Source organism: Empedobacter sp. UBA5528, from assembly GCF_002426075.1.
GTDB lineage: Bacteria > Bacteroidota > Bacteroidia > Flavobacteriales > Weeksellaceae > Empedobacter > Empedobacter falsenii_B.
In genome coordinates, this window is the sequence record NZ_DINY01000035.1 from 73,156 (window position 1) to 94,265 (window position 21,110).

At 32.8% G+C, this 21,110-nt stretch carries 20 protein-coding genes and 1 pseudogene; 17 read left to right on the plus strand and 4 right to left on the minus strand.

Annotated elements, in window-relative coordinates; genetic code table 11:
• Nucleotides 1-154: 154 nt before the first annotated feature.
• The 3 genes from B4L98_RS08375 to panC form a co-directional block, all read right to left on the minus strand.
• Nucleotides 155-1,174 (minus strand): lysylphosphatidylglycerol synthase transmembrane domain-containing protein, encoded by a 1,020-nt coding sequence (locus tag B4L98_RS08375; protein WP_280035043.1) that lies wholly within the window; start codon nucleotides 1,172-1,174, stop codon nucleotides 155-157.
• 23 nt (nucleotides 1,175-1,197) lie between these two features.
• The gene (gene panD, locus B4L98_RS08380) at nucleotides 1,198-1,545 is read right to left on the minus strand and encodes an aspartate 1-decarboxylase (protein ID WP_038336011.1); all 348 of its coding nucleotides are present in this window, start codon (nucleotides 1,543-1,545) and stop codon (nucleotides 1,198-1,200) included.
• A gap of 85 nt (nucleotides 1,546-1,630) precedes the next feature.
• Nucleotides 1,631-2,473: a pantoate--beta-alanine ligase gene (gene panC / locus B4L98_RS08385; RefSeq protein ID WP_038336010.1), complete on the minus strand. Its 843-nt coding sequence runs from the start codon at nucleotides 2,471-2,473 to the stop codon at nucleotides 1,631-1,633.
• Between the two features lie 118 nt (nucleotides 2,474-2,591).
• Here panC and B4L98_RS08390 point away from each other — a divergent pair, with 118 nt between their 5' ends.
• The 7 genes from B4L98_RS08390 to B4L98_RS08420 all read left to right on the plus strand — a co-directional run bounded on the left by B4L98_RS08390 (nucleotide 2,592) and on the right by B4L98_RS08420 (nucleotide 10,781).
• Nucleotides 2,592-3,404, plus strand: coding sequence for a glycogen/starch synthase (locus tag B4L98_RS08390; protein WP_286486645.1), 813 nt, complete (start codon nucleotides 2,592-2,594; stop codon nucleotides 3,402-3,404).
• Between the two features lie 15 nt (nucleotides 3,405-3,419).
• Nucleotides 3,420-5,036: a DUF4270 family protein gene (locus tag B4L98_RS08395; protein ID WP_291077999.1), complete on the plus strand. Its 1,617-nt coding sequence runs from the start codon at nucleotides 3,420-3,422 to the stop codon at nucleotides 5,034-5,036.
• 45 nt (nucleotides 5,037-5,081) lie between these two features.
• A complete protein-coding gene (glmS, locus tag B4L98_RS08400) occupies nucleotides 5,082-6,929 on the plus strand; it encodes a glutamine--fructose-6-phosphate transaminase (isomerizing) (protein ID WP_291078001.1) in 1,848 nt (615 codons plus the stop codon).
• A 104-nt stretch (nucleotides 6,930-7,033) separates the two neighbouring features.
• On the plus strand, nucleotides 7,034-7,621 hold the full coding sequence (locus tag B4L98_RS08405) for a riboflavin synthase (protein ID WP_291078003.1): 588 nt from the start codon (nucleotides 7,034-7,036) through the stop codon (nucleotides 7,619-7,621).
• A gap of 2 nt (nucleotides 7,622-7,623) precedes the next feature.
• Nucleotides 7,624-9,072, plus strand: coding sequence for a sensor histidine kinase (locus B4L98_RS08410; RefSeq protein ID WP_291078005.1), 1,449 nt, complete (start codon nucleotides 7,624-7,626; stop codon nucleotides 9,070-9,072).
• Nucleotides 9,073-9,121: 49 nt separating this feature from the next.
• Entirely contained in the window at nucleotides 9,122-9,772 is a 651-nt protein-coding gene (locus tag B4L98_RS08415) for a tRNA1(Val) (adenine(37)-N6)-methyltransferase (RefSeq protein WP_291078007.1), read from the plus strand.
• Nucleotide 9,773: 1 nt separating this feature from the next.
• Nucleotides 9,774-10,781 carry a class I SAM-dependent methyltransferase gene (locus B4L98_RS08420; protein WP_188319451.1) on the plus strand — a complete coding sequence of 336 codons (1,008 nt, stop codon included), beginning with the start codon at nucleotides 9,774-9,776 and terminating at the stop codon, nucleotides 10,779-10,781.
• 50 nt (nucleotides 10,782-10,831) lie between these two features.
• On the opposite strand, the gene pckA is transcribed toward B4L98_RS08420, so the two are convergent.
• Nucleotides 10,832-12,403, minus strand: a complete 1,572-nt coding sequence (gene pckA, locus B4L98_RS08425) for a phosphoenolpyruvate carboxykinase (ATP) (RefSeq protein WP_291078009.1) — start codon at nucleotides 12,401-12,403, stop codon at nucleotides 10,832-10,834.
• Nucleotides 12,404-12,631: 228 nt separating this feature from the next.
• Between pckA and B4L98_RS08430 the strand changes: the two genes are divergently transcribed.
• The 10 genes and pseudogenes from B4L98_RS08430 to B4L98_RS08475 form a co-directional block, all read left to right on the plus strand.
• Nucleotides 12,632-12,868, plus strand: a complete 237-nt coding sequence (locus tag B4L98_RS08430; protein ID WP_038336002.1) for an acyl carrier protein — start codon at nucleotides 12,632-12,634, stop codon at nucleotides 12,866-12,868.
• Between the two features lie 13 nt (nucleotides 12,869-12,881).
• Complete coding sequence (fabF, locus tag B4L98_RS08435) at nucleotides 12,882-14,135, plus strand: beta-ketoacyl-ACP synthase II (protein ID WP_291078011.1); 1,254 nt, start codon at nucleotides 12,882-12,884, stop codon at nucleotides 14,133-14,135.
• Nucleotides 14,135-14,887 (plus strand): ribonuclease III, encoded by a 753-nt coding sequence (gene rnc, locus B4L98_RS08440; RefSeq protein ID WP_219034125.1) that lies wholly within the window; start codon nucleotides 14,135-14,137, stop codon nucleotides 14,885-14,887. Before fabF ends, rnc begins: the two co-directional genes overlap by 1 nt.
• A 4-nt stretch (nucleotides 14,888-14,891) precedes the next feature.
• A complete protein-coding gene (locus tag B4L98_RS08445) occupies nucleotides 14,892-15,350 on the plus strand; it encodes an IPExxxVDY family protein (RefSeq protein ID WP_291078013.1) in 459 nt (152 codons plus the stop codon).
• Nucleotides 15,351-15,382: 32 nt separating this feature from the next.
• Nucleotides 15,383-16,825 (plus strand): pyruvate kinase, encoded by a 1,443-nt coding sequence (pyk, locus tag B4L98_RS08450; RefSeq protein WP_291078014.1) that lies wholly within the window; start codon nucleotides 15,383-15,385, stop codon nucleotides 16,823-16,825.
• A 129-nt stretch (nucleotides 16,826-16,954) separates the two neighbouring features.
• Nucleotides 16,955-17,947, plus strand: coding sequence for a mannose-1-phosphate guanylyltransferase (locus B4L98_RS08455; protein WP_291078016.1), 993 nt, complete (start codon nucleotides 16,955-16,957; stop codon nucleotides 17,945-17,947).
• A gap of 100 nt (nucleotides 17,948-18,047) precedes the next feature.
• Nucleotides 18,048-18,467, plus strand: a complete 420-nt coding sequence (locus B4L98_RS08460) for an adenylyltransferase/cytidyltransferase family protein (protein WP_291078018.1) — start codon at nucleotides 18,048-18,050, stop codon at nucleotides 18,465-18,467.
• The gene (locus B4L98_RS08465; protein WP_291078020.1) at nucleotides 18,467-19,483 is read left to right on the plus strand and encodes an NAD-dependent epimerase/dehydratase family protein; all 1,017 of its coding nucleotides are present in this window, start codon (nucleotides 18,467-18,469) and stop codon (nucleotides 19,481-19,483) included. Before B4L98_RS08460 ends, B4L98_RS08465 begins: the two co-directional genes overlap by 1 nt.
• Nucleotides 19,480-20,775, plus strand: coding sequence for a nucleotide sugar dehydrogenase (locus B4L98_RS08470; RefSeq protein ID WP_291078022.1), 1,296 nt, complete (start codon nucleotides 19,480-19,482; stop codon nucleotides 20,773-20,775). Before B4L98_RS08465 ends, B4L98_RS08470 begins: the two co-directional genes overlap by 4 nt.
• A gap of 6 nt (nucleotides 20,776-20,781) precedes the next feature.
• Nucleotides 20,782-21,110 (plus strand): annotated as a pseudogene (locus tag B4L98_RS08475) (GDP-mannose 4,6-dehydratase); the annotation flags it as partial.

A 21,110-nucleotide genomic window follows, 5' to 3' on the forward strand; every position in this document is an offset into this window, starting at 1 on the left:
TATATTTAATAAAAACTTATTCGCTATGGAATTACTTTTTGTACTGTTAGTCAATCTTATTTTCTTTATAATTATGAAAATATTTTATAAAATAAATCCTTGGGAAATCAATAAAATGGTAAAACTTTGGAATCGTAGCTTTGGAGGTATGTAACTATTGTGTAGAATCTCGACGAATTCGTGCGATTTTGTAAATAGCAATTAGTCCAAAACTAATCATTGATACAACTTGAGCTATATAAAGGATTAATCCAAAATAATCTCCAATTGCTCGTCCTTCGTGCTGATCTCCGCCTTTTGCTAAATAAACTGCCGAAAATGCAATCGACATAATATACGGATAAGCCAAACCGCCCGAAACAGGTAAAATCATTCCCAGAGATCCTGCAATCAATAGGAATAAACCTTCTGGTATTCCAAAATTTTTGGTGTCCGGAAAAGCGAAGAAAACAAGAAAAGTCATTAGGAAATAACAAATCCAAAGTGCGAAAGAATAAAAGATGAATAAACCTCTTTTTTCTAATTTCGAGATTGATTTTATACCTTCCCAAAGTCCAAATAGAAAGGTTTTGATTTTTTCAAAAAACTTTAATTGACTAATTTTTTTCCAGAAAATAGCGATTAATCCAATTCCTAAAACAAGAACTCCAATTGTGATGTAGTATTTTAAGAAAGAAGGTTCTGCTGTTGGTTGATGTGCTTTTTCTTTGTTTCCTAATTCTACAAATTTGATGAATGTTTCATAATTGAAAATAAGTGTTAAACCGAAAAATAATCCCAAAAATAAAACGTCAATTACACGCTCTAAAACTACTGTTCCGAAAGATTTCTCAAACGGGACTTTTTCCATTTTATAGAAACTTGTTGCACGAGCCACTTCGCCACTTCGAGGAATGGTCAAATTCATAAAATATGCAAATGCAATTGCCCAAAAACCAGATGAGGTTTGTGTGTTGTAGCCCATTGGCTTTAGAAGAAGATTCCAACGAGCGGCGCGTATCCAATACGTGAGAATACTGATTGCCATAGATGCAAAAATCCAAAAATAATTGGTTTGTTTTAAAACTTTTGCAACTCGTTCGAAATCAATTTGCTTCACTGTTACCACGACAAAAAATACGGCTAACAATGAAGCAGTGATTAAGAAGAGCGATTGTTTGATCTTACTCTTCATATAAATTGTTGAAAATTAATTTCTTAATCTAAACGATTGTTCTCGTTAGGGAAAACAATTGTTGGTTCGTATGTTTTGGCTTCCTCAAACTCCATCATCGCATACGTAATGATGATAACTGTGTCACCAACTTGTACTTTACGCGCTGCAGGTCCATTCAGACAGATTTCGCCACTTCCACGTTTACCTTTTATAATATAAGTTTCAAATCGTTCGCCATTCTCTTGTACCACGATTTGTACTTTCTGACCCACAACCATATTGGCAGCATCTATCAAATCTTCGTCGATTGTAATACTTCCGATGTAGTTTAATTTTGCGTCTGTTACCTTAACTCTATGTATCTTAGAGTGAAAAACTTCTACCATCATAATCTTGCAAAGTTACACTGAACTTATAAATTTCAAAACCTGTTTCAATATTTTTCTATTGATTTGAGAAATTTATTATATTTAATTAAAACTGAATATTATCGATTAAACGTACATCACCTGCATAGGCAACGACAAATCCACGAATATTATAGGCCTCAGAAAAATGTTCGATAGACAACAAGGTTTCTTCATCTGTTATTTCAAAATATTCTAATTCGAAGGGTGAATTTTTGAATTCATTTTCGACGAAAGCTTTTACTTCAGCAACATCTTTTCCTTCATTTTTTAGCGTTACAGCTTGCGATAAAATTGAATAAATTTGAGGGGCATCCGAAGTTTGTTGCGTTGATAAACGTGCATTTCTTGAACTAAATGCTAAACCAGAATCTGCTCTGTGAATTGGCATAGGAACAATTTCAACATCTAAATTCTCTTGTTTTACCATTTCTTGAATGATACGAATTTGCTGAAAATCTTTTTCTCCAAAATATGCTCTTGTTGGTTGAACTGCTTTGAATAATTTGCAAACAATTGTAGCTACTCCATCAAAATGTCCAGGGCGAGAAGTGCCTTCCATCACTTGGTCTATTGTACCAAAATCGTAATGTTTTGCACCTTCATTTGTTTCATATAAATCTTCAACAGTAGGCATATAGACAAAATCACAGCCATTTTTCATTAACAATTCTTTATCATTTTCCTCAGTTCGAGGATATTTTGCTAAATCTTCTGCATTATTAAATTGTGTCGGATTGACAAAAATGCTGACGATTGTGTAGTCGTTTTGAGCTTTAGAAGCTTTGACCAAAGACATGTGACCTTCGTGTAAAGCGCCCATTGTAGGGATAAAGCCAATGGTTTTGTTTTGGTTTTTTAACTCGACGATTGCGGGAGTTAATTTTTCCTTTTCGTTAAATATAACCATAACACTGATTTGTTAAAAAAAAACTAATATCTCGCAAAGCTACTATAAGCAAATAATATATCAACATTTTTTTGTAAATTTGTGCCTTATTATTCATTAGGAAAAGAGAGTAGAAATTATGGAAGGAAAGCGCATATTGTATGTAACAACAGAAATGGTACCTTACTTTCCTGAAAATCCGATGTCTTCACAAGCATTAGATTTGCCAAAAATCATGCAAAGTAGTGGCGCAGATGTAAGAATCTTTATGCCAAGATTTGGAGCAATTAACGAAAGAAGACACCAATTACACGAAGTAATACGACTTTCAGGTATGAACATGATTATTAATGATTTGGATCAACCATTAATCATTAAAGTCGCTTCTGTTCCAGGAGAAAGACTACAAGTGTATTTTATTGATAACGAAGAATATTTCAAACGTAAAGAAGTTTATGGAGAAGATAATGGATTATTTTCTGATAACGACGAGCGTTCTATTTTCTTCGCAAAAGGAGTTTTAGAGACAGTAAAAAAATTAAACTGGAAACCAGATGTTGTTCACGTAATGGGTTGGATGTCTAGTTTAGTACCATTGTATCTAAAAAAATATTATTCTGACGATCCTTTCTTTCAAGATGCAAAAGTTGTTGTTTCTTTATTTGACAACGGATTTGAAGGAGAATTAGATAACGAATTAGTTAAAAAATTAGCTTTTGATAAAGTAGAAGCTGATGTACAAACATATTTAGAAAAACCTACACATTTGGGTATGATTCAAGCTTCTTTACAATATGCTGATGCAGTTGCGAAAGGAGAAGAGATGATTCCAGAAGATGTGAAAAACTATATCAACCAACAAAATATTCCTCTATTAGACTATTGTTCTAAAGAGCAAGCAAAAGAAGTTTACAACAACTTCTATATTGAGGAAGTAATGAACTCTAATTAAAATCTGTTTAGATTAATGAAAAAATTTTTGAATGTCCTTTCTGTGTCTGTTGCAATGATGATTGGAATGGGAGCAATTGTTTCGTGTGAGAATGAAACACTAGGATTAGATAACAATGTGATTGGAGGTGAGGCAGAAGGAAATGTAAAATCCTTAGATGTTATTGCTTTTAATGCCAATTTTGATACGCTTCGTACAGATAAGTTTGTACTTCAAAATGGAGCTTTTGGTGTGTACAACGAACCAATTTTTGGTTCTACGTCTTCTAAGTTTTATACACAAATTAGACCTTCGTCTTCAAATGCTGGTGATCAGGATTTTGGAACTGAACCTAAAGTAGATTCTGTGAATTTGGTAATTCCAGTTTATTACAGTACAACTAAAGATCCAATTTCTAAAGATACGATCAATCTTTCTAAACCAGGAGAGAAACCAAAAGATACAGATACAATCCAAATTACAACAAAGTATGCAGTAGACTCTTTGTATGGGAATAAGGATTTAACAATGACGTTGAAAATTAAAGACATTAATACAGTTTTATATAAAGACACAAAATATTTTTCAACATTAAGTGGACTTGAATCTCCAATTTCTGTTAATTCAAGAGTAATCGGAAAAGCAACAATTGGAAAAACAGTAACAGGAAAAGTTGTTAAACAGAAAACTGGAACTTCTAATATTTCTGAAGTTGTTCCTGGTTACAAAGTTTCTTTAGATCCAGATTATTTTGACGAAAAAATTATTAAAAATGCAAAAACAGGATTACTTTCTGATTACGCAACATTTATTCGTGAAAATATCAAAGGTTTAGAGTTTTCTGTTGAAGAATCAAATGGATTTATTGTCAATTTTAATCCAAATAAAATTGACTTGAAGATGTATTATTCATATAAAAATCCGACAGCAAAAACAAGTTCAGACACAAATTATAAAGAACGTTTGAGTGCTACTTATGCTTTTGATATGACAAATCAGTGGAATTCTGGTACTGCAAATAATGCCAATATTATTGCTTCTCAAATTGTGAATAATGCAGTAGGTTCTACTTATTCTACAATCAAACCCGATGAAGTGAATGGTGACGCGAGATTGTATTTAAGCGGAATGAGTGGAAATTATGCAAAATTAAAATTCAATCAAACGCAATTAGATGAATTAAAATCTGAGATGACAAAAAGTAATATTGTGATTCTTGGAGCAAAATTAAAATTCTATATTGATGGTTCAACTAGTTTTCCAAAACCGCCTTATTTAGTAGCTTGGAATAACTACAAAAAAGATGATAAAGTTATAAATGAATTGTATGCAGACGTTTTAGAATTCTATAATTCATACCCTACATCAGTTCACTTTAATCCTATTGTAAAAGGAGATACGGATTATTATACAATTGATATCACGAAACATCTAAAAAGCATGTTAGAGAAAGGAAATGAGTTTAAAGATCAAACGATGTTTATTACAATAGGTAATTTTATAACATCTGTTAGCGATGCAACTACGATTAATAGTACAAATCCTTATCAAAATGATAGAGCTTATAATCCATACAGAATTGTTTTACATGGAAATAATTCGGAAGTAGCGGATAAAAAGCTGAAATTATTGGTATATTACTCTCAAAAATAGGGCGTATTATATTTAACGAATTTAACTAAAATACTATAAAATATTATGTGTGGAATTGTAGGATATATTGGACATCGCGAAGCGTACCCAATTATTATTAATGGACTAAAAAGACTAGAATATCGTGGATATGATAGTGCAGGTTTAGTTCTTTCTACTGGTACCGATTTTGAATTGGTAAAAACAAAAGGAAAAGTTTCAGATTTAGAAGATAAATCAGCAAATTTAGATAAAACACCTCATTTAGGAATTGGGCATACACGTTGGGCAACACATGGTGTTCCAAATGATGTAAACTCTCATCCTCATATGTCTAATAATGGACGTTTGGTATTGGTTCATAACGGAATTATTGAAAATTATGAATCAATCAAACAATTATTAAAAGACAAAGGGTACGTTTTTCATAGTGATACGGATACAGAAGTTTTAGTAAACTTTATTCAATTATTTCAAGAAGAACAAAACTTAAATTTAACTGATGCAGTTCGTTTAGCTTTGAATGAAGTGATTGGAGCATATGCGATTGCAGTTTTAGATAAAGAAGAAGCAAATACAATTGTTGTAGGACGTTTAGGTTCTCCATTGGCAATTGGTATTGGAGAAAACGAATTTTTTGTAGCTTCTGATGCTTCTCCGTTTATTGAGTTTACAAAAGATGCGGTTTATTTAGAAGATGGAGATATGGCAACAATTACTTTAGACAAAGAAGTAGATGTACGTACAATCCAAAATAACGAAGCAGTTTCTTTAGATGTTCAAGAGTTACAATTAAATATCGAAGCGATTGAAAAAGGTGGTTACGAGCATTTCATGTTAAAAGAAATCAACGAACAACCTCGTTCTATTCGTGATACAATGCGTGGACGTTTATTAGTAGACGAAGGCGTTATTAAAATGGCTGGTATTTGGGATCATCAAGAAAAATTCTTGAATGCAAAACGTATCATCATTGTTGCATGTGGAACTTCTTACCACGCAGGTTTGGTTGCAGAATACATGATCGAAGATTTCGCTCGTATTCCTGTAGAAGTAGAATATGCATCAGAGTTCCGTTACCGCAATCCAATCATCAATAAACACGATGTCGTGATTGCAATTTCTCAATCTGGAGAAACAGCAGATACATTGGCAGCTCTTAAATTAGCGAAAGAAAATGGAGCATTTATCTTTGGAATTAACAATGTTGTAGGTTCTTCTATTGCTCGTATTACAGATGCTGGTGCTTATACGCATGCAGGACCAGAAATTGGTGTTGCATCAACAAAAGCATTTACAGCTCAGTTAACAATTTTAGCGTTGATTGCTTTAAAATTAGGTAAACAAAATGGTGAATTATCAACAGAGAAATTTACATTGTTAACACGAGAATTAGAGCGTATTCCAGATTTAGTTCAACAAATTTTAGACAACTGTGAAGGGGTTATTGATCAAATCGCAGAAAAATACAAAGACAACAGAAATGCAATTTATTTAGGACGTGGATACAACTATCCATCGGCTTTAGAAGGCGCATTAAAATTGAAAGAAATTTCATATATCCATGCAGAAGGTTATCCAGCAGCAGAAATGAAGCACGGACCAATTGCCTTATTGGACGAAAATATGCCAGTTATTGTTATTGCAACGAAAAAAGGTTATTACGAGAAAGTAGTTTCTAATATTCAAGAAATTAAATCACGTAGTGCTAAAGTAATTGCAATTGTTAACGATGGTGATGATCAAGTAACTGCTATGGCAGATGATTACGTAGTAATTCCAGAAACAGCAGAAGAATTCTCTCCAATCCTAACAGCTATTCCATTACAATTATTATCGTACTGGATTGCCGTTAAATTAGGTAAGAATGTAGATCAGCCTCGTAATTTGGCAAAATCTGTTACTGTAGAGTAAAAAATTATTACAGCGTTTATATATTTAAGGGATGATGTTTTAAAATCATCCCTTTTTCATTTTATAAGTTTAATTTAATTATTAATTTCACCAAAAATAACATCATGTTTACAGGAATCGTAGAAGGAGTAGGAAAGCTTATTAAAGCGGAAAAAGATCAATCTAATTTACATTTATGGATTGAAGCTGATTTTTGTGATGAATTAAAAATTGATCAAAGTGTTGCACATAATGGAGTTTGTTTAACAGTTGTTGATTTCAAAGATGGACTTTACAAAGTCACTGCTATAGAGGAAACCTTACAAAAAACAAATTTTAACACTTTAAAAGAAGGTGATTTGATCAATTTAGAACGATGTTTGCAATACAATGGTCGTATCGATGGTCACATTGTGCAAGGACATGTAGATCAAACCGGAAAAATTGTTTCGATAGAAAACCAAAATGGTAGCTTTTTTGTTACAGTAGAATATGATGAAGCATCGTCTGGAAATGTTACAGTAGAAAAAGGTTCGATTTGTCTTAACGGAATTAGTTTAACAGTTGTTGACAGTAAAGTAGGGCAGTTTTCGGTTGCAATTATTCCATATACTTGGGAGTTTACAAACCTTAATCAAGTGAAAGTTGGCGATACAATGAATTTAGAATTTGATATCTTAGGAAAATACGTCAAAAGATTATTCCAACAATAAAAATGATTAGAAAAAAAAATAACCTATCGCTACCCGTTCGTATTATCATTTATATGGTATCGATTTTGTTATTTACAGCAGGCGCTATTTTGCTGATTACTGCTAATCATTTCAATCAACAAACTAAACAATACCACGAAGATATTCTCAAACGAAAAGTTAGAGCGGTAGAGTCTGCAATAGATTATGAAATGGATAATTATCCTGGAATTGCAACCCAAGATAATATTCATGCAATTTTAGAAGATAGTTTTCTTCGCATTGGAGATATCAATAAAACCGATATTGTAATTTATGATTTACGTGGTAATAAAATTTTAACCACACAGCCCGTTTCGACGACTTACAATGTTTTACCTCAGAAAATATTAGATAAACTGCAAAAGTCAAATGATTTTATCGTAACGAATAAAGATACAGCTGACGATAACAATGTTTATTCGTCTTATAGTCATATCAAAAATTATTACAACGAAAACATTGCTGTTCTCTGTCTACCTTATCAATCTAACCAAGATTTTTTACAACAAGACATGTTTACATTAATTGGTAGTTACGGATTGGCTTTTGGTGTTATTCTTTTGTTCGGAACGTTGGCGGTTTATTTTGTTACAAAACGTACGCTGAATAAACTTTGGTCATTTGCAGATCGTATTCGCGAAACAGAAGTTATTGCGAACAATATGCCTATTCGTTATGATGGTAATGATGAAATAAAAGTTTTGGTAGATTCTTACAATGATATGTTGAACCGATTGCGGGAACAATCAGATTTATTAGCTAAGCAAGAACGTGAAGAAGCATGGCGAGATTTTGCAAAACAAGTTGCGCATGAAGTCAAGAATCCATTAACACCAATGCGATTAATGATTCAGAATTATATGCGAAAATTTGATGTAAATGATCCAAATCTTGAAGAAAAGACGATGCGAACAACTAATATTTTATTGCAACAAATTGATACCATCTCTGCGATTGCTGAAGCTTTTTCAGATTTTGCTAAAATGCCTTCTCGTAAAGATGCAAAAATTGATGTGGTGGACGTCATAAAAAATGCGCTATATGTTTTTCCATTGGAGTTTATCGAATTTAATTATTCTCCCAACATCATCATGATGACTTTTGATAAACAATATTTGAATCGAATTATCACCAATATTACAAAGAATGCGTTTCAATCTATTCCGAAATCTCGTATTGCGAAAGTTAAAGTAGATGTGTTTTTAGTGGATGGTTTTTTGCATATAACCATTCAAGATAACGGGAATGGAATTCCTGTCGAATCACAAGATTCTATTTTTGTTCCAAAGTTTACAACAAAGAATAGTGGAATGGGAATTGGTTTGCCAATGGTGAAAAAAATTATTGACGATTACGATGGAACAATTCGTTTCGAAACTGAAATTTCTGTTGGTACAACATTCTACATTTTGATTCCTTGCAATGAATAGAAAACCTTTTCGATTCAAACAATTCGAAATTTTTCAAGACAAAACCGCAATGAAAGTAGGCACAGATGGTGTTTTACTTGGTGCATGGGCTACTTTAAAAAGTGGAAATACTATTTTAGATATTGGTACAGGAACTGGATTACTTTCGTTGATGTTAGCGCAACGTTTTCCTCTTGTTACGATTGATGCAATAGAAATTGATAACGATGCTTTTTTACAAGCAAAAGAAAATTTCGATAATACACCTTTTTCAGATCGATTAACCATTTTTAATTCATCGCTTCAAGATTATTCAACCAATAAAAAATATGATTTGATTGTCAGTAATCCACCTTTTTTTGTGGTGAATGATACGGTTGATTTTGACGCGCGTAAACAAGCACGGCAGCAAGAAACATTGACTTTTGAAGAATTAATCAAAAAAACTGCTGAATTACTACACAAAGACGGTTTAGCGAGTTTTATTATACCTTACGATCAAATGGGTAGTTTTAGTGAAATAGCTATTCAAAACGCTTTAAAACTATCTAGAGTCGTTTATATCAAAGGGAATTCGACAACGGTTACAAAACGTGTGTTGTTAGAATTTAGTTTTCATGACAAGAAATGCCTTGAAAATGAGTTAATCATCGAAGTCGAACGTCATCAATATACCGAAGATTACATTAATTTAACAAAAGAATTTTATTTGAAAATGTAATATGAATGCTTATCAACAATATCAAAATACTTTTTGTTCAGAAGAAATAAAATCAGTAGTAAAATTAATAAATCAGATTAATTTTAAGGATTTAGGAATTAATGAATATAATATAGATTATATCGAAAATATGCAACCTACGTTATTTTATTACTTTCAAATGTTTGATTATTCTTTGCAAAAACTGATCAATTTTGCACCTATTAAAGGTGAATACATTGTTGACTTTGGTGGTGGTCATGGTTTTTTAAGTCTGTATTTAAAACAAAAAGGATTTAAAGTGATTTATTGCGATTTTAATCCGAGTTCTGTTTCAACAATTCAGAAAATAAGTCAAAAAATAGGTTTTGGTCCCGATTATTATATTGAAGGATCTTATCAAGAATTGTTACAATTTATCAAGGATAGAAATATCAAAGTAGATTATTTGATTTCGACAGATACAATAGAACATATTCATGATTTGGATGAAATGTTTAATTATTTCAGTCAGCTTAATTCTTCAATAAAAATGTTATTTACAACAGCTTCTAATCCTAAAAATTTCATTAAAGCGAAAAGATTAAGAAAATTAATGGAGAAAGATGAAATTGAAGAGTACTGTCCAAAGAGAAAGGAATATCTAAAGAAAATAGGTCCAGAATTAACAGAAAAGGAATTAGAATTATTAGCAACTAAATCTCGTGGTTTGCGTTATGTGGACTTGATTGATTTTTTGGAATATTACCGACAAAACCAAGCTGTGATGCAGGTTGATGTTGATCAATATAATTGTTGTGAACCCGATTTTGGTAGTTGGATGGAACGTATATTACCATTGTCTGATTACCATCAATTGGCAAAAAAATATAATTTTAGCTGTACGATAGAAAACGGTTTTTATTGCGATGTTGATAAAAAAGGCTTTAAGAAAAAAGTGGTTTCTTTAGTTAATTTCAGCGCTTTAAAAACGAGTCAATTAGGGTTGATTTTATCTCCGTTTATAACATTAAAGTTTGCTCCAAAATAAAATTCTGGATTACAATTGCAATCCAGAATTTATATGATTTAATTTTAATCTTAAATTGTTGGCCCTCCAGCTAATAAATCAGCAGTTGCAAATTCTTCGAATTTCTTGAAGTTCGCTTTGAATTTATCTGCTAATTCTTTCGCATTTGCTTCGTATGCTGCTGTAGAATCAAAAGAAGTCGCTGGACTTAATTTTTCTGAAGCAACACCTTCGATTGCAACTGGAACTTCAAATCCGAAATAAGGATCTTTTTTGAATTCTACGTTGTTTAAATCTCCGTTCAAAGCTGCATTGATAACTGCACGTGTATCTTTTAACGACATACGTTCTTTTTTACCATTCCAACCTGTGTTGATTAACCAAACATTTACACCAGTTTTCTCAACTTTATCGCTCAACATTTCAGCATATTTAGTTGGGTGTAACGGCATGAATGGTGCACCAAAACATGTAGAAAATGTAGTTTGAGGCTCTGTAACACCAGCTTCTGTACCAGCAACTTTAGATGTATATCCTGAGATAAATAAGTAAGCCGCTTGATCTGGGTTTAATTTTGCAATTGGAGGGAAAACTCCGTAAGCATCAAACGATAAGAAGAAAATATTTTTAGGATTCTTTCCTACAGAAGGAACTGCAATATTTTCGATATAATCAATTGGATAAGAAACACGTGTATTTTCTGTGATAGATGTATCTGTAAAATCAACCTCGTTAGTACCTGGAATTAATTTACAATTTTCTAATAAAGCTCCGTCTTTGATTGCTGCAAAAATTTCTGGCTCACCTTCTGGAGATAAGTTGATAACTTTTGCGTAACAACCACCTTCAAAATTGAAAACTGTATTGTCTTCTGTCCATCCGTGTTCATCATCACCAATTAAACGTCTGTTTTTGTCTGCCGATAAAGTTGTTTTTCCTGTACCAGATAATCCAAAGAACATTGCTGTATCTCCGTTTTCACCTGAGTTAGCAGAACAGTGCATTGGTAAAGTATTTCTAAATACTGGCATGATGAAGTTCAAGGCAGAAAAAATACCCTTTTTCATTTCTCCTGTATAACCAGTTCCTCCGTTTAAAACGATTTTACGTTTAAAATTTAAGATAGAGAAATTGTGTTGTCTTGTACCATCTTCATTAGCATCTGCAACAAAAGTTGGTGCATTGATAATTGTCCATTCAGCATCACCAAAGTTTTTTAATTCTTCTTCTGTTGGACGAATAAACATGTTATAAATAAATAAATTAGCAGCAGGCGTTTCTGTAATTGCTCTAATTTTTGTTTTGTAAGCATCGTCAGCACAAGCAAAAGCATCACGTACATAAATTTCGCGGTTGCTTAAATGCTCAACAACTTTATCGTATAAAGCGTCAAATTTATCAGAATCGAAAGGAATATTGATGTTTCCATCCCACCAAATGTTTTCTGCAGTGATTTCGTCTTTAACAATAAAACGATCTTTAGGAGAACGTCCTGTAAATTCTCCGGTTAACATATTTACTGCTCCAGAAGATGTAATTTCTCCTTGTCCTAATTCTATCATTTTCTCTGTAAGCTCTTGAGGAGATAATTGATAGTTAATTTTGGAATTTTTTATTCCGTAAGATGCCAATTCTATGCTCATTTTTGTGATTTTTATAGTATTTTTAAATATTAAAGGTAAAAACTTTGCACAAAGTTACAATAAAAAGAAGCGTGAAAAATTTGACTTATGTCATTCGCTTAAACGTTTTCGTGCATATTTATTTACCATATATTTCCAAGTTCTTATGCGTGCATGTAAAAAAAAACTTGTATTTAATATAAGTTTTATATTTTTGCACTAGTTTACAACAATTAAAATTAGAAAATTATGTCTGACATTACATCAAGAGTGAAAGCGATTATCGTAGATAAATTAGGAGTTGACGAAAGCGAAGTTACGCTAGAAGCAAGTTTCACTAACGATTTAGGAGCTGATTCATTAGACACAGTAGAATTAATCATGGAATTCGAAAAAGAATTTGATATCCAAATTCCAGACGATCAAGCAGAAAAAATTTCAACTGTAGGTCAAGCTGTAACATACATCGAAGACTTAAACAAGTAATAGTTCCTATTTTATGGAATTAAAAAGAGTAGTAGTAACAGGTTTAGGCGCGCTAACACCAATCGGAAATACATACCAAGAATATTGGAATGGATTAGTGAATGGTGTAAGTGGCGCTGCGCCTATTACGCTTTTTGACGCAACTCTTTTTAAGACACAATTTGCTTGTGAGATCAAGAACTTCAATATCGAAGATCATTTTGATCGTAAAGAGGCAAGAAAAATTGACCGTTGTGCCCAATTGGGAATTATTGCAGCTAGAGAAGCAATAAAACACAGTGGAATCTTAGAAGATACAAATGTAAACAAAGAGCGTATCGGCGTTATATGGGGATCTGGAATTGGTGGAATTAAAACTTTTGAAGAAGAAGTTTCGAATTACGCAACAGGAAATGGAACACCACGTTTCAATCCTTTCTTTATCCCTAAGATGATTGCAGATATCACGCCTGGTCATATTTCAATGGAATTTGGTCTTATGGGACCTAATTATACAACTGTTTCGGCATGTGCCTCTTCTACAAACGCAATTATTGATGCTTACATGTTATTAAGACTTGGAAAAGCTGATGCAATTGTTGCAGGAGGGTCAGAAGCTGCGATTACAGCTGCAAGTATTGGAGGTTTCAATGCATTACATGCGTTATCTACACGAAATGATGATCCAAAAACTGCTTCTCGTCCATTCGATAAAGACCGCGATGGTTTTGTAATGGGAGAAGGAGCTGGAAGTATTATTTTAGAAGAATACGAACATGCAATTGCACGTGGAGCTACCATTTATGCAGAATTAGTAGGAACAGGAATGACAGCAGATGCTCACCATATTACAGCACCACATCCAGAAGGATTAGGCGCGCTTAATGTGATGAGAGAAGCTTTATTAGATGCCAATATCAGCGTAGAAGATGTAGATCATATCAATATGCATGGTACATCGACTGGATTAGGAGATATTGCAGAATCTAAAGCAATTCAAAAATTATTTGGAGAACATGCTTATAATATTCAAATCAATTCAACAAAATCTATGACTGGTCACTTATTAGGTGGTGCAGGGATTGTTGAAGCGATTTCGGCTATTGGAGCAATCAATAACAGTATCGTTCCACCAACAATTAATCATTTTACGGATGATGAGAATCTTGATCCTAAAATTGATTATACATTTAACAAAGCAAAAGAGAAAAATGTAGAATATGCATTGAGTAATACTTTTGGTTTCGGTGGTCACAATGCTTGTGTGATATTTAAGAAGTATAAGTAATGTCTTTCTTAAAAAAATTATTTTCTTTTAAAAATCATCGTGATGATTCAAATTCATCTGATCCTTTTTTGAAATTTTTGAAGTCGATTTTGGGTTATACTCCTCGCAATGTTGAGGTTTTTAAAGAAGCATTTACCCACAGATCTGCACAGAAAAAAGATGAAAATGGAAACAGTATAAACTTTGAAAGATTAGAGTTTTTAGGAGATGCATTACTTGGTGCTTCTGCAGCAATGTACTTATACTACAAAGCGCCCGATCAACAAGAAGGTTATTTGACAAAAATGCGTTCTAAAATTGTTTCGCGTAAACAATTGAATGCCGTTTCCAAACAACTTGGCTTGTTAGATTATTTGGATCCAATGAACAATCACAACAATTTAGGTGAAGACGTAAATGGCGATATGTTGGAGGCGTTGGTAGGTGCAATTTATGTTGATGGAGGTATAGCTGCAGTACAAAAATTTATTCAAGTCAAAATTATTGACCCTTATGCGGATTTAGATCGTTTGGAACACACGATTACAAGTCACAAATCGTTGATTTTGGAATGGAGTCAAAAAACGAGAAATACGATAAGATTCAATACATTTGAGGAGCAAAACGCAGAAGATTTGCAGGTTTTTGTGTCAGTAATCCGTCTCAATGATAAAGTTATCTCGAAAGGGAGAGGAACTTCTAAAAAGAAAGCGGAGGAAAGTGCAGCAAAACGCGCGTACTATTCGTTACAAAAGAAAATAGAAAAAGTTTAGAAACATGGCAGAATTACTCTTATATGATGATTGGATAGATTTTCATCTCATAGGCGTAAATTCTAGTTTTAACACTTCTATACAATTTATTTTCCATCTCAACTCTACTTTTGATACGCGTTTTGAGCGTATTCACGATTTGGATATTCTGTTAGATGAGCATACTTATTTTTTCGAAACCTATCAATGGTTAGACGAAGCAAATAAAATAGATTATCATATCATTAAAAATACACCAAATCAATCCGATTTTAAAAAAAATGAAGTAGATTTATCCAATCTTTTCAAAGGGAGCGTTATTCTTGTGCCAAATTACAAGGATTGCAACTATGTTGTAAAAATCTCTGGTTGGGAAGATGAACTACAATATCTTCAACTACCATTTGTAGAAAAAGATTTTATAAAAACGATCAAAAAAATAGATATCGATTTGATTAGCAATGCAGATCAATTGGTTTTCTAACAAAATATTGTGCATAAAAAAAGGGAAAAATTATGATTTACGATAGACAATATCTTAAAAAGACAAAAATTGTTGCGACTTTAGGTCCGGCAACCGATAGTCCAGAGATTTTATTAGAAATGATGAGAAAAGGAACAGATGTGTTCCGTATCAACTTTTCGCACGCAGACTATGCGGATGTGAAACGTAAGATTGAAACAATTCATCAATTAAATAACGATCATGGCTACAATACAGCAATTTTAGCGGATTTACAAGGTCCTAAGTTGCGTATTGGAAAAATGGAACACGAAGATTTCGTAATCAATCCAGGAGATATTTTAACTTTCACAAACGAGGATGTTGTAGGAACGAACGAAAAAGTTTTTATGACGTACAAAAAGTTTGCGCAAGATGTGCAAGTGGGAGAAAATATTTTGATTGATGACGGAAAATTAATCTTCAAAGTAATCGAGACAAACGGAACAGATACTGTAAAAGCAGAAACGATTCAAGGAGGTCCGCTACGTTCTAAAAAAGGAGTTAACTTACCAAACACCAATATTTCTTTACCTGCTTTAACAGAAAAAGATAAAGAAGATGCAAAATTCGCAATCGAAAATCGTGTCGATTGGTTTGCATTATCTTTTGTACGTTCTGGACAAGATGTAAAAGATTTATCAGAATTTATCAAAGAACATGGAACAGTAAAAATTCCAATTATTTCTAAAATTGAAAAACCTGAAGCATTAGAAAATATAGATGATATTTTAGAATTTTCGGATGGATTAATGGTTGCTCGTGGAGATTTAGGAGTTGAGGTTCCGTTTGAAATCGTTCCAAAAGCGCAAAAACAATTAATTGACAAAGCGAAATTATCGCGTAAGCCAGTTATTGTTGCAACACAAATGATGGAAACAATGATTTCTAGTTTGACACCAACTCGTGCTGAGGTTTCTGATGTTGCAAATGCAGTTTTTGATGGAGCAGATGCCGTGATGTTATCTGGAGAAACTTCTGTAGGACAATATCCTGTACAAGTTATTGAGAAAATGACGAAGATTCTTCAAACTGTTGAAGATGATGAGCACGTACATGTACCTGAGCACAAACCAAAGATCAAAAACGAACGTTTTGTAACCGATATGGTTTGTTATAATGCAGCTAGAATGGCAGAAGATACAGGAGCGAAAGCAATTGCCACTTTAACATATTCTGGTTATACCGCTTTCCAAATTTCTTCTCATCGTCCAAATTCATTTATTTTGGTTTTCAATCCAAGTAAACGTATTAACCGTATGTTGAATTTGTTATGGGGCGTAAAATCAATTAACTACGATCCAAGAGATACTTCTACCGATCAAACGGTAACGGAGGTCAATATCTTGGCGAAAAATGAAGGTTATGTAGAATATGGTGATTATATCATCAATCTGAATGCAATGCCAGCATTTGAGAAAGGAATTACAAATACATTACGTATTTCGATGATTTAAGAAAATCAATACCAATACTTTAAAGCGTTCAATTTTGAACGCTTTTTTTGTGTTTAAAAGAAAAATCATAATAGCATGCTATGATATAGTAGTTTTTAATAACTTTGCAAGTTCGAATTAGAAGAATTTATGTGTATTTATAACGTGATATTATCTGGAGGAGTAGGAAGTCGTTTATGGCCACTTTCTCGTAAAAGTCATCCAAAACAATATTTACCTTTGTTTAATGAGCAATCATTATTTGAGTTAACGATTCAACGTAATCGTCCAATTGCCGATAAATTAATTGTGATTGGGAATAAAGATAATGACCATTTAAGTCAAGAAGCTTTAGATAAGCTCGATGTAGAATACACGAAAATTGTAGAGGCTGTTCCACGTAATACTGCAGCGGCGATTGCATTTGCAGCTTTAGCAGTTGAGGATGATGATATTCTAATTGTCACACCATCTGATCATTTGATCGAAGATATGGAAGCTTATCAAGACGCGATGAAAAAAGCGATTGCGTTAGCCGAAAAAGATTATATCGTCACATTTGGCGTTCATCCGACTCGTCCAGAAACGGGTTACGGCTATATTGAGCACAAAGGAGATAATGTACTTTCTTTCCGCGAAAAACCCAATCATATTACGGCGCAAGATTTTATCGAGCAAGGAAACTTTTTATGGAATAGTGGAATGTTTTGTTTCAAAGCGAGAGTTTTATTGAAAGAATTAAAGAAATTTGAAAAAGAAATTTATGAAACTTCAAAAATTGCTTGGGCAGATAATATCAATGGGGAGTTGAACGAAGAACTTTCAATGAATATTCCTTCAAACAGTATCGATTATGCCGTAATGGAACGAAGCAAGAAGATAAAAGTAGTTCCAGCAAAATTTGTTTGGAATGATTTAGGTTCTTTCGAATCCTTGTATGATTATTTTGTGATGAACGGCCATTATGTCGATCGTAATGGAAACATGGTGATTGGGACAGATGTTTATACTTCTTTTGTTGGTTTACAAAACACCATTTTTGTGAATACCCCAACCGCGAATTTAATTCTACAAAAAGAATATTCACAGGAAGTAAAGAATGTTTATACACATTTAGAAAAAAGAAATTCTGAATTAATTTAAATACTTAGCACTCGATTTGAGTGCTTTTTTTATGTCATAAAAGCTTAAAATTAATTCAATATAAATCCTTAAATTTGTTGCTCCAACAATATTATTATAAATGACAACAGGAATTACATTCGGTATATTTGACCTTCTTCATGCAGGTCATGTGATGATGCTCGAAGAAGCCAAAAGACAATGCGACTACTTAATTGTAGGGCTTAATACAGATCCTGCAGCAGTAGACCCTTCAAAAAATAGCCCTACACAATCCATCGTAGAATGCTATATACAGTTAGAAGGTTGTCGATATGTCGACGAAATTATTCCTTACGAAACCGAACAAGATTTGTTTGATATGTTAAGTGCTTTACCAGTAAATATTAGAATTATAGGGGAAGAATACCGAAATATCGACTTTACGGGAAAACAATATTGTTTAGATAATCATATTCAAATTTACTACAACAAACGTACTCATCGTTTTTCTAGTTCTGGACTGAGAAAAGTAGTTGCGACTTCTGAAAAGGAGAAATAATGAAAACAGTATTCATAACTGGCGTAGCTGGTTTCATAGGTTATCATTTAGCTGAAAAACTAATCGGAAAAAATATTCAAGTTGTTGGAATTGATAACATTAACGATTATTATGACATTCAGTTAAAATATGATCGATTAAAAGAATTAGGAATCGATCAAGAATTTGCTTCAAATTTTGATCAAAAAGTCATTTCTTCTAAACATGAAGAAAAAATGATTTTTTATCGTATGAATTTAGAAGACAAAGAAACTTTGTCAGATTTATTTCAGCACTATTCTTTTGATGCTGTAATCAATTTAGCAGCGCAAGCCGGAGTTCGTTATAGTATCGAAAATCCAGATGCTTATGGACAAAGTAATTTGGTTGGTTTTCTAAATATTTTAGAATGTTGCCGAAATTATAACGTCAAAAAATTACTGTACGCAAGTAGTTCAAGTATTTACGGAAACTCTTCAGATGTTCCTTTTTCAACAAATCAAAATGTTGATCATCCTATTAGTTTATATGCTGCAACCAAAAAAGCAAACGAGCTAATGGCGCATGCGTATAGCCATTTGTACGATTTCCAAACGATAGGTTTACGCTTTTTTACGGTTTATGGACCGTGGGGACGACCAGATATGGCGATGTTTTTGTTTACAGATGCCATTTTGAATCATCAACCCTTAAAAGTATTTAATCACGGCGATTTGTCACGAGATTTTACGTACATTGATGATATTATTCAAGGAATTGATAAAATACTTGAAGATAAAAATACAAACGAAAAATACCAATTATACAATATAGGAAATAGTAAGCCAGTTCAGCTGATGGATTTTATCAAAGAAATTGAAAAATCGACAGGCGAAAAAGCTATTTTAGAAATGTATCCGATGCAAGCAGGAGATGTCAATCAAACATGGGCCGATGTCCAAGATTTGAAAGATAAATTTGGTTATAATCCTAATTATCCGGTTGACAAAGGAGTGTATAACTTTGTACAATGGTACAGAAAATATTATAATAAATGAATCAACAACATAAAATAGCAGTAATTGGCTTAGGGTACGTAGGTTTACCATTAGCTCGATTATTTGCAACAAAGTACCCTGTTGTCGGGTTTGATATCAATCAGAAACGTATTGCTGAATTAAATAATGGAGTAGATTCAACTTTAGAAGTTGAGAATAATGTTTTACAAAATGTTTTAGTTAAACAAAATCCTTTTATTCAAGTAGAAAATGGATTGTTTTGTTCATCAGATATAACGGATATTGAAGATGCGACAATTTATGTGGTAACCGTTCCTACGCCAGTGGACAAAAATAATCGACCAGACTTGACTCCTTTGAAAAAAGCTTCGGAAACGGTAGGTAAAGTGTTGAAACCAAATGATATTGTTATTTATGAATCTACAGTTTATCCAGGTGTTACAGAAGAAGAATGTATTCCAGTATTGGAACATTCTTCGGGATTGAAGTTTAACCAAGATTTTTATGCGGGATATTCACCAGAGCGAATTAATCCAGGCGATAAAAAACACACGGTTGAGAAAATCTTAAAAGTAACATCAGGTTCAACGCCAGAAATTGGAAAAATTGTTGATGATTTATATAAATCAGTAATTGTTGCTGGGACTCATTTAGCACCTACAATCAAGGTTGCAGAAGCATCAAAAGTGATCGAAAATTCGCAGCGTGATATCAATATTGCATTTATCAATGAATTATCGAAGATTTTTTCGCTAATGGATATTGATACAAACGATGTTTTGGAAGCTGCTGGAACAAAATGGAATTTTTTACCATTCAAACCAGGTTTGGTTGGAGGACATTGTATTGGTGTTGATCCATTTTATTTGGCTCAAAAAGCACAAGAAATTGGTTATTATTCTGAATTGATATTAGCTGCAAGACGATTGAATGACTCGATGGGAGCGTTTGTGGCTTCTCAGGTTGTTAAATTGTTAATAAATAACGATATCAAAGTAAAGGGCGCAAAAATTCTCAATTTAGGAATTACCTTTAAAGAAAATTGCCCTGATATTCGTAATTCGAAAGCAATTGATGTGATTCATGCTTTAGAAGAATATGGAATTGAAGTTTCTACTTTTGATCCATGGGCGAATCAAAAAGAGGTTGAAAAAGAATATAAAATAAACATCATGAATGAGTTGTCAAACCAAAGGTATGATGCCATTATATTAACCGTTTCACACGACGAATTTTTAAATCTTCAGTTAACTGATTATTTAAAAGAAAATGGTGTGATTTATGATGTAAAAGGGGCTTTGCCAAAAGAAGAAGTTGATAAACGACTATAAAATACTATGAAAACTATTTTAATTACAGGTGGAGCTGGATTTATCGGTTCTCACGTTGTAAGAGAATTTGTCTTAAANNTATGCAGGAAATTTAGAAAATTTAAAAGATATTCAAAATCAGCCTAATTATACATTTGTAAAGGCAGATATTACGGATGCGAAACATATTTTAGAGATTTTTGAACAGTATCAACCAGATGGGGTGATTCATTTAGCTGCCGAATCTCATGTAGACCGTTCGATTACAAATCCATTAGAGTTTGTGATGACGAATGTGATTGGTACGGTTAATCTTTTGAATGCTGCAAAAACGATTTGGAACAATAATTTCGAAG